Origin of the sequence: Streptomyces sp. NPDC050439, assembly GCF_040655335.1 — a bacterium.
Classification (GTDB): Bacteria; Actinomycetota; Actinomycetes; order Streptomycetales; family Streptomycetaceae; genus Streptomyces.
On record NZ_JBFAJT010000001.1, the window covers coordinates 1,079,511 to 1,094,860 of the forward strand.

General features: G+C 70.9%; 10 protein-coding genes. 5 read left to right on the plus strand and 5 right to left on the minus strand.

Annotated elements, in window-relative coordinates:
* Positions 1–99: 99 nt before the first annotated feature.
* Positions 100–1,713, plus strand: a complete 1,614-nt coding sequence (locus AB0I66_RS04825) for an acyl-CoA synthetase (RefSeq protein WP_363206243.1) — start codon at positions 100–102, stop codon at positions 1,711–1,713.
* Between the two features lie 22 nt (positions 1,714–1,735).
* On the opposite strand, the gene AB0I66_RS04830 is transcribed toward AB0I66_RS04825, so the two are convergent.
* Positions 1,736–2,581: an alpha/beta hydrolase gene (locus tag AB0I66_RS04830; protein ID WP_363206244.1), complete on the minus strand. Its 846-nt coding sequence runs from the start codon at positions 2,579–2,581 to the stop codon at positions 1,736–1,738.
* Between the two features lie 178 nt (positions 2,582–2,759).
* Between AB0I66_RS04830 and paaK the strand changes: the two genes are divergently transcribed.
* Entirely contained in the window at positions 2,760–4,046 is a 1,287-nt protein-coding gene (paaK, locus tag AB0I66_RS04835; RefSeq protein ID WP_363206245.1) for a phenylacetate--CoA ligase PaaK, read from the plus strand.
* Between the two features lie 18 nt (positions 4,047–4,064).
* Here paaK and AB0I66_RS04840 read toward each other — a convergent pair whose 3' ends face one another.
* Positions 4,065–5,573, minus strand: a complete 1,509-nt coding sequence (locus AB0I66_RS04840; protein WP_363206246.1) for an acyl-CoA synthetase — start codon at positions 5,571–5,573, stop codon at positions 4,065–4,067.
* Positions 5,574–5,740: 167 nt separating this feature from the next.
* Here AB0I66_RS04840 and AB0I66_RS04845 point away from each other — a divergent pair, with 167 nt between their 5' ends.
* A complete protein-coding gene (locus tag AB0I66_RS04845) occupies positions 5,741–8,161 on the plus strand; it encodes a penicillin acylase family protein (RefSeq protein ID WP_363206684.1) in 2,421 nt (806 codons plus the stop codon).
* Between the two features lie 138 nt (positions 8,162–8,299).
* The gene (locus tag AB0I66_RS04850) at positions 8,300–8,866 is read left to right on the plus strand and encodes an EF-hand domain-containing protein (protein WP_363206247.1); all 567 of its coding nucleotides are present in this window, start codon (positions 8,300–8,302) and stop codon (positions 8,864–8,866) included.
* A gap of 50 nt (positions 8,867–8,916) precedes the next feature.
* Here AB0I66_RS04850 and AB0I66_RS04855 read toward each other — a convergent pair whose 3' ends face one another.
* Positions 8,917–10,473, minus strand: a complete 1,557-nt coding sequence (locus tag AB0I66_RS04855; protein WP_363206685.1) for an acyl-CoA synthetase — start codon at positions 10,471–10,473, stop codon at positions 8,917–8,919.
* A 58-nt stretch (positions 10,474–10,531) separates the two neighbouring features.
* Positions 10,532–11,635, minus strand: a complete 1,104-nt coding sequence (locus tag AB0I66_RS04860) for a nitronate monooxygenase family protein (RefSeq protein WP_363206248.1) — start codon at positions 11,633–11,635, stop codon at positions 10,532–10,534.
* A gap of 186 nt (positions 11,636–11,821) precedes the next feature.
* Between AB0I66_RS04860 and AB0I66_RS04865 the strand changes: the two genes are divergently transcribed.
* On the plus strand, positions 11,822–13,630 hold the full coding sequence (locus tag AB0I66_RS04865; protein ID WP_363206249.1) for a serine hydrolase: 1,809 nt from the start codon (positions 11,822–11,824) through the stop codon (positions 13,628–13,630).
* A gap of 14 nt (positions 13,631–13,644) precedes the next feature.
* Here AB0I66_RS04865 and AB0I66_RS04870 read toward each other — a convergent pair whose 3' ends face one another.
* Entirely contained in the window at positions 13,645–15,195 is a 1,551-nt protein-coding gene (locus tag AB0I66_RS04870) for an NAD(P)/FAD-dependent oxidoreductase (protein ID WP_363206250.1), read from the minus strand.
* Between the last annotated feature and the right edge of the window lie 155 nt (positions 15,196–15,350).

A 15,350-nucleotide genomic window follows, 5' to 3' on the forward strand; every position in this document is an offset into this window, starting at 1 on the left:
GGGGACCCTTCACACTTGTGGGCGCCTCTGCTCTGATGACCGCCACAAGACAAGAAGGCCAGCAGACAAGAAGAGATGACGCCGGGGTCAGGAGGAGCGGTGGAGTACAACCTTGCCGACCTGTTCGAGTCGGTCGTCGACGTGGTCCCCGACCGCGAGGCGCTCGTGTACATCGATCACCCCGGCACCGGGGAGGAACGCAGGCTGACGTACGCCGAGCTCGACCGGGCCGCCAACCGCATCGCCCACCACCTGATCGACAGCGGCCTGAAGCCCGGCGAGCATCTGGGGCTGCACCTCTACAACGGCGTCGAGTACCTCCAGACCGTCCTCGCCTGCCTCAAGGCCCGCCTTGTCCCTGTCAACGTCAACTACCGTTACGTGGAAGAGGAGTTGGTCTACCTCTACCGCGACGCCGATCTCGCCGCGCTCGTCTTCGACGCGGAGTTCACCGGGCGGGTCGCGGCGGCGTTGCCGCGCACGGAGAAGCTGCGGCATCTGGTACGGGTGGGGACCCCGCCGGACGACGCGCCCGCGCTCGACGCGGTGGCCTTCGCCGAGGCGGAGGCGGCGGGTTCGCCGGAGCGCGGCTTCGGTCCGCGCTCGGCGGACGACTTGTTCATCATCTACACCGGCGGCACCACCGGCATGCCCAAGGGTGTCATGTGGCGCCAGGAGGACCTGTTCTTCGCCGGACTCTTCGGCGGTGAGCCCGCGGGCGAGCCGGTGAAGCGGGCCGAGGAGCTGGCGGAGCGCGTCGCGGCGGGCGGTCCCGGCATCACGTTCTTCCCCGCTCCCCCGCTGATGCACGGCACCTCGACGCTGACGTCGTTCATCGCCTTCAACTACGGCCAGCGGGTGGCCATTCACCGCAAGTACGTGCCCGAGGAGCTGCTCCGCACGATCGAGCGGGAGAAGGTCTCCAGCGTGTCGCTGGTGGGCGACGCGATGCTCAGGCCGCTCATCGACGCCCTGCACGGACCACTCAAGGGCACGGACCTGTCGTCGCTCTTCAGCGTCTCGTCCTCCGGGGCGATCATGTCGGAGACGGTGCGCGCCCAGTTCCAGGAGCTGGCCCCCAACGTTCTGCTCCTGAACAACTTCGGCTCCTCCGAGTCCGGCTCCAACGGCAAGGCGACGGACGACTCCGGCCCGGAGAAGGGCTTCCGCCTGGAGGTCAACGAACGCACGCAGGTGGTGGACCTGGTCACCCACGACCCGGTGCCGGTGGGCGTCGTGGGCCGCCTGGCCCAGCGCGGCCATGTGCCGCTCGGCTACTACAACGACCCGGCGAAGACCGCCGAGACGTTCTTCCAGAAGGGCGAGGAGCGCTGGGTGCTGCTCGGCGACATGGCCACGGTCGACGAGGAGGGCATCGTCACCGTCCTCGGCCGGGGCTCGCAGTGCATCAACACCGGTGGCGAGAAGGTGTATCCGGAGGAGGTCGAGCAGGCGCTCAAGTCCCATCCGGACGTGTACGACGCGCTGGTCGCCGGGGTCCCCGACGAGCGCTGGGGCAACCGCGTGGCCGCAGTCGTCCAACTACGGGAAGGAGCACCCCCGTTGGACCTCGAAGCCCTCCAGACCCACTGCCGCACCCACCTCGCCGGCTACAAGATCCCCCGCGCCGTGGTCTTCACCCCGCGGATCCAGCGCTCCCCGAGCGGCAAGGCGGACTACAGGTGGGCGAAGTCGGTGGCGGCGGGGGGTTGAGACGGCGTGGCGAGTCCTAGCCCTAGTCCTGCGCGAGGAATCCCGCCACCCGCCGCGCGAACCACTCCGGGTCGTCCAGCCACGGGAAGTGCCCGCCGCCCGGCTGCACTTGCCGTACACCGCCCGGGAAGAACCCGGCGAACTCCTGCGCGTGGGCGGGGTTCGGGACACCGTCGTGCTCCCCCGCGAGGACGAGCACCGGCGCCGTGAGGCCGCTCAGGGCTGCGCGCGTGGCGGGCGGGTCGAAGGCGCCCTCGCCGTAGAACACCGCGGCCGCCTCGGCGTTCTTCTCCCGGGCGCTCGCCGCCTGGTGCGCCTGCGCGGCGGCGTCCCAGCGGCCGTAGCCCAGGGGTGCGAGCGCGTCCCACACCTCGGCGGGGCTGCGTCCGGCCTCGACCTCGTCCAGCGCGGCCTCGGCGGCCGGGTACCAGGGCTCGTCCCGGTGAGCCGCCGCGGCGTCACGGTGGTCCCTGGCACCCGGAACGAGGCCGAGCGACTGGGTGGCCGGAGTGATCAGGACGAGGCGGCGGATGCGCTTGGGGTGACGTGCCGCGTACAGCGTGGTGATGCCGCCCGCCGCCGAATGGCCGAGCAGGTCGATCCCGTCCAGGCCCAGGTGCTCGCGCAGCGCCTCGACGTCGTCCACGTGCCGGTCGCAGCGGTACGTCGCGGGGTCGGCCGGCACCGCGGAGTCGCCCGTGCCGCGCAGGTCGAGCATGATCAGCCGGCGGTGTGCCGTCAGGCCGCCGAGGTCCCCGAAGTAGGCGGAGGCCCGCATGGGGCCGCCCGGCACGCAGAGCAGCGGCTCGCCCTCTCCCTTCTCGTGGTAGGCCAGCTCGGTCCCGTCGGATGCGGTAAAGGTCGGCATAGGGGTGATCATCACATCTCGCGCCACACCCGGACAACGTTGTTCGGCCATAGCGCCGCAGCTCAAGGCGGTGCTGCGCGATCCCTTGACGGCCGCCCCCGGGGGCTGGATTACTGAGCTCGACGGAAGATCGACGACCGAATGATCGGTCGCCCGTTTGGGACGGGAGAAACCGCATATGACGGCCATGCTGGACGCGGCGGAGCGCCTCGGGCGCGCGGAGCTCGAGGCACTGCAGCTGGAGCGCCTCCAGGACACCTTGCTGCACGCGTACGAGAACGTGCCCTTCTACCGGGCCGCGTTCGACAAGGCGGGCCTGCGCCCCGACGACTGCCGCACGCTCGCCGACCTGTCCCGCTTCCCCCTCACGGCCAAGACCGACCTGCGGGACAACTACCCGTTCGGGATGTTCGCGGTCGAGCAGTCCGAGGTACGGCGCCTGCACGCGTCCAGCGGCACCACGGGCCGGCCCACGGTCGTCGGCTACACCGAGCAGGACCTGACGATGTGGGCGGACGTCGTCGCCCGCTCGATCCGCGCGGCGGGCGGCCGCCCCGGCCACAAGGTCCATGTGGCGTACGGATACGGCCTGTTCACCGGCGGACTCGGCGCGCACTACGGGGCCGAACGGCTCGGCTGTACGGTCATTCCCGCGTCCGGCGGCATGACGGCGCGCCAGGTCCAGCTGATCCAGGACTTCCGCCCCGAGATCATCATGGTCACGCCCTCATACATGCTCACGCTCCTGGAGGAGTTCGAGCGCCAGGGCGTCGACCCGCGCACGACGTCCCTCAAGGTCGGCATCTTCGGCGCCGAGCCGTGGACGGAGGAGATGCGCCGCGAGATCGAGGAGCGGTTCGCGATCGACGCGGTCGACATATACGGGCTCTCGGAGGTCATCGGCCCCGGAGTCGCCCAGGAGTGCGTGGAGACCAAGGACGGCCTGCACATCTGGGAGGACCACTTCTATCCGGAGGTGGTGGACCCGATCACGGGCGAGGCCCTGCCGGACGGCGAGCGCGGCGAACTGGTCTTCACCTCCCTCACCAAGGAGGCCATGCCCGTCATCCGCTACCGCACCCGCGACCTGACCCGGCTCCTGCCCGGCACCGCACGGGTCTTCCGCCGGATGGAGAAGATCACGGGCCGGTCGGACGACATGGTGATCCTGCGCGGGGTGAACCTCTTCCCCACCCAGGTGGAGGAGATCGTCCTGCGGACGCCGGGCGTCGCCCCGCACTTCCAGCTGCGTCTGACCCGCGAGGGCCGCATGGACGCGCTGACGGTCCGGGCCGAGTCCCGCGCGGACACGACTCCCGAGCGGCGCGACGCGGCGGCCCGGGAGATCGCGACGGCCGTGAAGGACGGCATCGGTGTCTCGGTGAAGGTCGAGATCGTCGATCCGGAGACCATCGAGCGGTCGGTGGGCAAGTTCAAGCGGATCGTGGACCTGCGCGACAAGTAGTCACGGGGTCCGCGGCGGCTACGACGCGCTGAAGCGGTCCCGCAGCTCCCGCTTGAGGATCTTCCCGCTCGCGTTGCGCGGCAGCTCGTCCACGAAGAGGACCCGTTTGGGCGCCTTGAAGTGGGCGAGCTTCTCGCGCGCGTGCTCGATGAGTTCCGCTTCGGTGACCTCTCCCTTGCGTACGACGACCGCGGTGACCGCTTCGATCCAGCGCTCGTCCGGCAGCCCGATCACGGCGGTCTCCGCGACGCCTTCGTGGGTGTAGAGCGCGTCCTCGACCTGGCGGGACGCGACGAGGACGCCGCCGGAGTTGATGACGTCCTTCACCCGGTCGACGACGGTGAAGTAGCCGTCCTCGTCCCGTACCGCCAGGTCCCCCGAGTGGAACCATCCGTCACGGAACGCTTCCTTGGTCTCCTCCGGCTTGTCCCAGTAGCCCTCGCACAACTGCGGTGAGTGGTAGACGACTTCGCCCTGGGTGCCGTCGGGCACCTCAAGGCCGCGCTCGTCCACGATTCGCGCCTCCACGAAGAGCACGGGGCGCCCGCAGGAGTCCATCCGCCCCTCGTGCTCGTCGGGCCCGAGGACCGTGGCGAGCGGGCCGATCTCGCTCTGCCCGAAGCAGTTGTAGAAGGCGAGCGACGGCAGCCGTTCGCGCAGCCGCTCCAGGACGGGGACGGGCATGATCGACGCCCCGTAGTAGGCCTTGCGCAGGCCGCCGAGGTCACGCGTGGTGAAGCCGGGGTGCTGCGAGAGGCCGATCCACACCGTGGGCGGCGCGAAGAGGCTGTCGGCGTGGCCCGCCTCGACGAGCTCGAAGATCCGCTCGGCGTCGGGCGCGTCGATGATCGTGTTCTCGGCGCCGATCGCCAGATAGGGCAGCAGGAAGACGTGCATCTGCGCCGAGTGGTAGAGCGGCAGGGCGTGGACCGGCTTGTCGGTCTCCCTGAGGTCCAGGGCGGTGATGGCGCTGACGTACTCGTGGACGAGGGCGCGGTGGGTCATCATCGCGCCCTTGGGCAGTGCGGTCGTGCCGGAGGTGTAGAGCAGTTGGGCCAGGTCACCGCTGTGGTCGGGGCCCAGGAGGAAGACGGCTTCGCCCTCGCGTCCCTGGGTGTGTTCGAGCAGCGAGCCCGCGGCGTCCCGCAGCGGCATCGCGCGCACGGTGGCGGGCAGCCGGTGCCGCAGGTGCGGGTCGACCAGGACCGCCGAGCTGCCCGACTGCTCGATGATGTACGTGAGGTCGTCGCCCTCGAGGTTGTGGTTGATGGGCACGTGCACCAGGCCCGCGCGGGCGCAGGCCAGGAAGCCGATGACGTACGCGTCGGAGTTGTGTCCGTAGGCACCGACCCGGGCGCCGTCCCTGAGCCCCTCGCGATGGAGGTGCGCCGCCGCATGCGTGACGGCGTCGTCGAGTTCCCGGTAGGTCCAGACGCGCTCCCCATAGCGCAGTGCCACCCGCCCCGGCACGCGCCGCGCACTGCGTCCCAGGACATCGTCGACCGTATTGCTGCGTACACCCGTCATGGCGTGATCCTGTGCCGCGTGCGTCGCGGCGGTCAAGGCTCCGTACGGGGTGCGGACCTGATCCGTACGGGTGCGAACCCGACCCGTCGCAGTACTCGATCAAGAGACATACCGCTTGGTACGCTCAACCGCCCCTTCCCTCACCTCTGTTGGGAGGCACCATGCGTATGCGCACCCGCACCAGACGTTTCACGGCCCTGGGCATCAGCCTGTTGACCGCCGCGGCCTTCCTGCCGTCCTCCGCCGCCACCGCCGGCGCGGCGGAGGGCCGTGACGCCCGCCCGTCCGGCGGCGGCCTGTCCGCCACCCTCCGCTACACCCAGTACGGCATCCCGCACATCCTCGCCAAGGACTACGAGAACCTCGGCTTCGGCACCGGCTGGGCGCAGGCCGCCGACCAGGTGTGCACCCTCGCCGAGGGGTACGTGACCGTGCGCGGGGAACGGTCACGCTACTTCGGCGCCGACGGCAAGCCGGACGGCTCCCTGTCCTCGGCGACCACGAACCTGGCCAGCGACCTCTACTTCGGCGGCGTGCGGGACACACGCACCGTGGAGAAGCTGCTCAAGCAGCCCGCCCCGGCGGGCCCGAGCGCCACGTCGAAAAAGCTGATGAGCGGCTTCGCGGCGGGCTACAACGCCTGGCTGAAGCAGAACCGCGTCACCGACCCCGCCTGCAAGGGCGCCAAATGGCTGCGCCCGATCACCTCCCTCGACGTGGCCCGCCAGGGCTTCGCCGTGCAGGTGCTCGGCGGTCAGGGGCGCGGCATCGACGGCATCACCGCCGCGCAGCCGCCGGGCTCCGATGCCCCGGACCGCAAGGCCGACCCCGAGCGCACGGCGAAGGCCGCACGCGACCTCTTCTCGGCCGAGGACGCCGTCATGGGCTCCAACGCCGTCGCGTTCAGCGGGAAGACCACCGCGAACGGCAAGGGCCTGCTGCTCGGCAATCCGCACTACCCCTGGCAGGGCGGGCGGCGTTTCTGGCAGTCGCAGCAGACCATCCCCGGCGAGCTGAACGTCTCGGGCGGTTCGCTGCTCGGCACGAGCGTCATCAACATCGGCTTCAACGGCGATGTGGCGTGGAGCCACACGGTGGCGACCGGCGTGACCCTCAATCTGCACCAGCTCACGCTGGACCCCGCGGACCCGACCACCTATCTGGTGGACGGCAAGCCGGAGAAGATGACGGAGCGGACGGTCGAGGTGCCGGTCAAGAACGGCGCCCCGGTGACCCGCACCCAGTGGTGGACCCGGTACGGCCCGGTCACCACCGGCCTCGGCGCCCAGCTTCCGCTGCCCTGGTCGGCGAAGACCGCGTACGCCCTGAACGACCCCAACGCCGTGAACCTGCGCGGCACCGACACCGACCTCGGCTTCGGCAAGGCCCGCTCCACCGACGGCGTGCTCAAGGCCCTGCGCGACACGCAAGGGCTGCCCTGGGTCAACACGGTCGCCGCGGACCGCAAGGGCCACTCGCTGCTCAGCCAGTCGCAGGTGCTGCCCCGCATCACCGACGACCTGGCCACGCGCTGCTCCACGGACCTGGGCAAGGTGACCTATCCGGCGTCGGGCGTGGCCGTGCTGGACGGTTCGCGTGGTGACTGCGCCATCGGGTCGGACAAGGACGCCGTCCAGCCCGGCATCTTCGGCCCGTCGAAGATGCCGACCATCAAGGACGCGCCGTACGCGGAGAATTCCAACGACAGCGCCTGGCTGAGCAACGCCGACCGGCCGATCACGGGCTACGAGCGGGTCTTCGGGACGATCGGCACCCAACGTTCCATGCGCACGCGCGGCGCCGTCGAGGATGTCGCGGCGATGGCGAAGGAGGGTGGCCTGACGGTCGCGGACCTCCAGAAGCAGCAGTTCGCGAACCGTGCCCCCGCGGGTGACCTGGCCGCCGACGACGCGGCGCGTGCGTGCGCGGCGCTGCCGGGCGGCAGGGCAACGGGCAGCGACGGCACGGCTGTCGACGTACGCAAGGCGTGTGCCGCCCTCAAGGCGTGGGACCACGACATGGACACGGACAGCAGGGGCGCCCTGCTCTTCGACCGGTTCTGGCGCAAGCTGGTCGCGGCCGTGCCGAACGCCCGGCTGTGGAAGGTGCCGTTCTCCGCCGCCGATCCGGTGCGCACGCCGAACACCCTCGACACGACCGCGCCGGGCTTCGCGACCGCGCTGGCCGACGCGGTGTCCGAGCTGCGCGGGGCGGGCATCGCCCTCGACGCGCCGCTGGGGAAGAACCAGTTCGTCGTACGCGGCTCGGAGCGACTGCCGATCCATGGCGGCACGGAGTCGATCGGCGTGTGGAACAAGGTCGAGCCGGTGTGGGACGCCAAGGGCGGCGGCTACACCGAGGTGGCACACGGTTCCAGCCATATCCAGGCGGTCGGCTGGGACAAGAGCCACTGCCCGAAGGCACGCACGCTGCTCACCTACTCGCAGTCGTCCAACCCGAACTCGCCGCACTACCGCGATCAGACGCGGCTGTACGCCGATGAGCGCTGGGTGACGTCGCGGTTCTGCGAGAAGGACATCATGCGGGACCCGAAGCTCAAGGTGGTCAAGGTGCGTGAACGCCGCTGAGGCCTCGCACCCTGACCGCACCGGAACCGGCCGGGTCCGTCCTGCAAGGAGCCTCGCGCTCCCTGGGCGGACCCGGCCGGCTCCGTTAGAAAGGTGGGGACGTCTCCAAAGGTGGGGACGTCTCTCAGGGGAGGAACCATGGTGAAGGCATCCGCGTTCCTGGACCGCAAGCTGTCCCGGAGGTTCGCGACGTACGACGACGACGGCGACGGGTTCATCGAGCGCGCGGACTTCGAGAGGTCCGTGGCCCGGCTCGGCGAGGCCTTCGGCCACGGTCCTGACTCCAAGCCGCTGGCGCGGCTGCGGGAGCTCTCCCTGGGGCTGTGGGAACACCTCGCGCTGGTCGCCGACGTGGACAAGGACAGCCGCATCAGCGAGGCGGAGTACAAGTCCGCGTTCGCGGCGGGGCTCCTGGAGACTCCCGAGACCTTCGACGACGGATACGTCCCGTTCCTCGACGCGATCATGGACATCGCCGACGCGGACGGCGACGGCAAACTGACCCGCGACGAACAGGTGCGCTGGAGCGGGGCCCTGATGAACCTGCCGGAGGCGGACGCGCGCGAGGTCTTCGGACGCCTCGACTACGACACGGACGGCTTGATCGAACGGTACGAACTCCTGGAGGCCATCCGGGAGTTCTACTTCGACGAACACCCGCATTCGGCCGGGTCCTGGCTCCTCGGCCCGCTCGAAGCGTTCTGACGTACTGCCCGGCCGGCACCGCGGCGCGGTGCCGGCCGGGCGGCAAATGGCTAGAGCGAGCGCTCCCGCCCCTCCCAGTACGGCTCCCGCAGCCTTCGCTTGTAGAGCTTGCCGTTCGGGTCGCGCGGCATGGTCTCGATGAAGTCGACGCTCTTCGGACGCTTGTAGCCGGCCAGTTGGCGTTCGCAGTGGTCGAGGATCTCGGCGGCGAGCCCGTCGCCCGCCTCGTGGCCTTCGGCCACCTCCACCACCGCCTTGACCTGCTCGCCCCACTCGTCGTGCGGGATGCCGAACGCGGCCGCGTCCGCGACGGCCGGGTGCGTGAGCAGCGCGGACTCGATCTCGGCCGGGTAGATGTTCACCCCGCCCGAGATGATCATGTCGATCTTGCGGTCGCGCAGGTAGAGAAAGCCGTCCTCGTCCAGATAGCCGAGGTCGCCGACGGTGAAGAAGTCGCCGATGCGGTTCTTCTTCGTCTTGGACTCGTCCTTGTGGTACGAGAATCCGCCGGTGCTCATCTTCATGTAGACGGTGCCGAGTTCACCGGGCGGCAGCGGGTTGCCGTCGTCGTCGAAGACGGCGAGTTCGCTGATGGGCCAGGCCTTGCCGACGGTGCCCGGCCGCTTCAGCCAGTCCTGCGCGGTGGCGAACGCGCCGCCGCCCTCACTGGCCGCGTAGTACTCCTCGACGCACTCGCCCCACCACTCGATCATCGCCCGCTTGACGTGGTCGGGACAGGGCGCCGCGCCGTGGATGGCATGGCGCATCGACGACACGTCGTACGCCGCCTTCGTCTCGTCCGGCAGTGCGAGGAGGCGGTGGAACTGGGTCGGCACCATGTGGGTGTGCGTGCACGTGTAGGTGTCGATGAGACGCAGCATCTCCTCGGGCGTCCACTTGTCCATCAGGACCAGCGGATGGCCGATGTGCAGGGCCGCGCCCGCGAACTGGAGGACCGCGGTGTGGTAGAGCGGCGAGCAGACGAGGTGCACGTTGCCGTCGAAGGGCTTGACGCCGAAGATGCCGAGGAAGCCGCCGAGGTAGGACTCCTCGGGGAGTTTGCCGGACAGCGGGCGGCGGATGCCGCGTGGGCGTCCCGTCGTGCCCGAGGTGTAGTTCATGACCCAGCCGAGCGTGCGGTCCTCGGGCGCCGACTCCGGCTGCCCCGCCAGGAGTTCGGGGTAGGGGCGGAAGCCGGGCACGTCACCCACGGCGTACCGGTGCGTGGCCGGCAGCTTCGCCTCGTCGGCGGCGGACGTCGCGGCCTGCCCGAAGCGCTCGTGCGCGATCAGCACCTTCGCCCCCGAGTCGGCGACGATCCAGGCGATCTCGGGCCCGACCAGATGGTGGTTGACCGGGACGAGATAGAGACCGGCCTGGGATGCCGCCAGATACGCGGTGAGGAACTCGACGCCGTTGGGCAGCACGACGGCGAAGGCGTCGCCGCGCTCCAGGCCGGCGGCGCGCAGCCCGTGGACGAGTTGGTTGGTCGCCGCGTGCAGGCGCCGCGCGGTCCACTCCTCGCCGTCGGGCGCGGTCAGGACCACGCGGTCCGGGTCCGCCTCGGCCTGCGCCCAGAAGCCGTTGGGGGGCGTACTGCCCGGCATGCTGCTCATAAGGACCTCTCCTCCGTCTCGTCGGTCGTCGGTCGTCGGTCGTCAGGCGTCAGTCGCGTCCGGCGACGCGGTTCACGCGGTCGATGGCGCGCTCGAACCCGCTGGTCAGGTCGTCGAACACGGCCTGGACGCTGCGTTCGCTGTTCATGCGGCCGACGATCTGCCCGACGGGAGTGCCGAGCAGCTCCTGGACCTCGTACTTCTGGATGCGCGACACCGCCTCGGCGACCAGGAGCCCCTGCAGCGGCATGGGCAGCGTGCCGGGTCCGTCCGGGTCGTCCCAGGCGTCCGTCCACTCGGTGCGCAGCTGGCGTGCGGGTTTGCCCGTCAGGGCGCGTGAGCGGACCGTGTCGCCCGAGCCCGCCGCCAGAAGCTTCTCGGTGAGCGCCCGCGAGTGCATGTCGGCCTCCGTCGTGGTGAGCCAGAGGGAGCCCAGCCACACGCCCTGCGCGCCGAGGGCGAACGCGGCCGCGATCTGGTCCCCGCTGCCGATGCCGCCCGCCGCGAGCACCGGCAGCGGCGCGACGGCCTCGACGGCCTCCGGTGTCAGGACCATGGAGGCGATCTCACCGGTGTGGCCGCCCGCCTCGTAGCCCTGCGCGACGACGATGTCGATGCCCGCGTCGGCGTGCTTGCGGGCGTGGCGGGCACTGCCCGCGAGCGCGGCGACGAGTACGTCGTGGTCGTGGGCGCGCTGGATGACGTCGGCGGGCGGTGAGCCGAGTGCGTTGGCGAGGAGCTTGATCGGGTAGTCGAAGGCGACGTCGAGCTGATTGCGGGCGACCTGCTCCATCCACCCGGTGATGCGCCAGCCCGACGCCTCCCCTTCGGCCAGTTCGGGTACGCCGTGCTTGGCGAGGGTGTCCTTGACGAACTGCCGGTGGCCTTCGGGGATCATCGCCTCGACGTCGGCCTCGCTCACCCCCTCGACCTTCTTGGCGGGCATCACGACATCGAGTCCGTAGGGCCGGTCGCCGACGTGCTCCTGCATCCAGTCGAGATCCCGGGCCAGCTCGTCGGGCGCCGTGTAGCGGACCGCACCGAGGACACCGAATCCGCCCGCCCTGCTGATGGCGGCGGCCACCGCCGGGAAGGGCGTGAAGCCGAAGACGGCGTGCTCGATCCCCAGTTTCCTGCTCAGGTCTGTCTGCATGGGCGCAGGATGCCGCAGCCGCCCGGACGACGGAAGAGAATTTCTGATGCAGTGTCAGATCTTTGACGGGCGCCTGTGGTTGACAGAGCCCGGCACTGACATGAAAGTTTCAGCAGTCTCTTGTGATCCCGAAAGATAATTTCAGCCCAGGATCGCTCCAGAAGCGTTCCAGGAGGGGGCACGGTCATGGCCGAGGACAACGGGGCGGCGTCCGACAGAGCGGGCGGCGGACTGAGCAGACGCCAACTGGGCGCGCGCGTCGTGGCGTTGGGCGGTGCGCTGGCACTGGTGCCGTTCCCCGCCGGCCCTGCCGCGGCGGCGGAATCCGCGGCCGCGGCCAAGCGTCCGACGCTGCGGCCCGGCTCCCCCGAACGCGCCGGGCTGCTCGCCGGGCACCTGCGGCAACTGGTCGCCGACGCCGAGCAGTTCCTCGACCCCTCCCCCAAGCACCCGTGGTACGCGGGCGCCGTCCTGCTCGCGGGACGCGGCGGCACGGTCGCCCTGCACCAGCCCATCGGCAAGGCCGTGCGCTATTCGGCGTACGACGAGAAGACCGACACCGGCGTCGAGCTGCCGGCCGACCGGCAGATCCCGATGGCCAAAGACACGGTCTTCGACCTCGCCTCCGTCTCCAAGCTGTTCACCTCGCTGCTCGCGGTGCAGCAGATCGAGCGGGGCAAGCTGGAACTGGAGGCGAAGGTCGCCTCGTACCTCCCCGATTTCGGGGGCGCCGGCAAGCAGGACATCACCGTCCGCCAGCTTCTCACCCACACCTCGGGGTTCCGTTCCTGGATCCCGCTCTTCAAGGAACCCACGCGCGAGGGCCAGTTGCGCCTCATCTGGCAGGAGGCGCCGCTCAACCCGCCGGGCACCAAGTACCTCTACTCGGACCTGAACCTGATCTCGCTGCAGCTGGTCCTCGAAGAGATCACCGGCCGTCGCCTGGACACCCTGCTCCGCGACGAGATCACCGCGCCTCTCGGGATGCATCGCACCCGCTACAACCCGCCCGCGTCCTGGCGGCCGAAGACCGCCGCCACCGAGGACGCCCGCTTGCCCTGGTCGGGCCTCGACCGCGGCATGGTGTGGGGCGAGGTGCACGACGAGAACGCCTTCGGCCTCGGCGGGGTCGCGGGGCACGCGGGGGTCTTCTCCTGCGCCTGGGACCTGGCGATCCTCGGCCGCACGCTGCTCAACGGCGGGGTGTACGGCCGCTCCCGCATCCTCTCGGACGCGTCCGTGAAGCTGCTGTTCACCGACTTCAACACGGCTTTCCCCGGGGACGAGCACGGCCTGGGCTTCGAGCTCTACCAGCACTGGTACATGGGCGCGATGGCCACGCCGCGCACCGCGGGCCACACCGGATTCACCGGGACCTCTCTCGTCCTCGACCCGACGACCGACTCGTTCCTCGTCGTCCTCGGCAACTCGGTCCACCCGGTGCGCAGCTGGCGCTCCGGGTCGGCGCCCAGGGTGGCCGCGGCGAACCGCATGGCACGCGCCGTCCCGGTGCGTCCGGCGCGCGGACGCACCGCGTGGTTCTCCGGCATGGCGAGCGCGGCGACGGCCACGCTGACCCTGCCGCCCCTCACCCTGGCGACGGACCGGGCCAAGCTGCGGTGCGAGCTGTGGTGGGACACCGAGCCGGGTTCGGACGCCCTGCGCCTGGAGGCCTCGCGCGACGACGGCACGACATGGCAGCCGGTCGCGTTCACCACCGAGCACCGGGGGACGCCCCCTCGACAGCACCCCGACGGCACGGCGTCCGGCTGGTCGGGACGCGTCTGGCACCGCCTCGCCGCGGACCTCTCGCCGTGGCGGGGCGCACGGGTCCAGCTGCGCTGGCGGTACACGACGGACCAGCTGTACGTGGGGCGCGGCGCGTACGCCGACGGGCTGCGGGTCGAGGACGGTGCCCGCACGGTCTTCGACGAGGCACGGCCCGCCGACGCGGCCCGTATCGAGGCGGTCGGCTGGGCCCCTTCGGCCGACTGAGGCAGGGTCGGGGCCTACTCCCCCAGCGCGGCCATCGCGGCGTTGTGCCCGGGAATGCCGCTGACCCCGCCACCGCGCACGGCGCCCGCCCCGCACAGCAGGACGTTCGCGTGCGGTGTCTCCACGCCCCAGCGGCCGGTGCCCTCCTGCGCGTAGGGGAAGGCCAGGTCGCGGTGGAAGATGTTGCCGCCGGGCAGACGCAGGTCGCGTTCCAGGTCCAGGGGGGTCTTGGCCTCGATGCAGGGGCGTCCTTCGGCGTCGGTGGCCAGGCAGTCGGCGAGCGGCTCGGCCAGGTGCGCGTCCAGCTGCGCCAGGGTCGACTTCAGGAGCTCGGCGCGTACGGCGTCGTTGTCCTGGGCGAAGAGACGGGCGGGGGTGTGGAGCCCGAAGAGGGTGAGGGTCTGGCAGCCGCGCTCCACGAGTTCGGGGGCGAGGATGCTGGGATCGGTCAGGGAGTGGCAGTAGATCTCGGAGGGCGGCGCGGCGGGCAGCTCACCGGCCGCGGCCTGGGCGTACGCGGCTCCCAACTCCCCGTAGCCCTCCCCGATGTGGAAGGTCCCGGCGAAGGCCTCGTGCGGGTCGACCGATGTGTCGCGCAGCCTCGGCAGCCGTTCGAGCAGCATGTTCACCTTGAGCTGGGCGCCTTCGGCCGGGGCGGGCGGGGCGTCGCCGACCAGGGCGGCGAGCTCCTGCGGTGAGGCGTTGACCAGGACGTGCCGGGCGGCGACGGTGGCCTCGCGCTCGGGTGTGCGGTACGTGACCTCGGCGCTCCGCCCGTCCGACTCGATGCGGATGACTTCGTGGCCGGTGGCGAGCTCGGCTCCGGCCGCGCGGGCGGAGGCGGCCAGGGCTGCGGTGAGGGCGCCCATGCCGCCGACGGGCACGTTCCAGTCGCCGGTGCCGCCGCCGATGACGTGGTAGAGGAAGCAGCGGTTCTGCCGCAGGGACGGGTCGTGGGCGTCGGCGAACGTTCCGATGAGGGCGTCGGTGAGCACCACGCCGCGCACCAGGTCGTCGGCGAAGCGCTCCTCGATCGTGGCGCCGATGGGCTCCTCGAACAGCGCGCGCCAGGCGGCCTCGTCACCGATCCGCTCGCGCAGGGCGTCGCGTGTGGGCAGGGGCTCGGTGAGCGTGGGGAACACCTGCTCGGCGACGTGCCCCGTCATCGCGTAGAACTCCCGCCAGGCCTCGTACTCGCGCGGCCCGCCGGTGAGCCGCTCGAACGCGTCCCTGGTGCGTGCCTCGCCACCGCCCACGAGCAGTCCCGTCGCCGCGCCGTCGCGCTCGGTCGGGGTGTACGAGGAGACGGTGCGGGTGCGCACCCGGAAGTCCAGGTCCAGATCCCTGACGATCTTCCGCGGCAGCAGGCTGACCAGGTACGAGTAGCGCGAGAGCCGGGCGTCGACCCCGGCGAAGGGACGGCTGGACACGGCGGCCCCGCCCGTCCCGGAGAGCCGCTCCAGGAGCAGGACGGAACGTCCGGCGCGGGCGAGATAGGCGGCGGCCACAAGCCCGTTGTGACCACCGCCGACGATGACGGCGTCGTATCGATCGCGAGGAGGCATAGCCCTTGGTAACACGTGGAGCGCCCCAAAGGGGCGCGAGGAACTGCGCGACAAGCCACGACGTGCCGCCAGTCGCCCCTCCACCGGGCGGAACACGCCCCAAAGGGGCGCGGGGAACTGCGCGACCGGCCACGACGTGCCGGCAGTCGGCCACG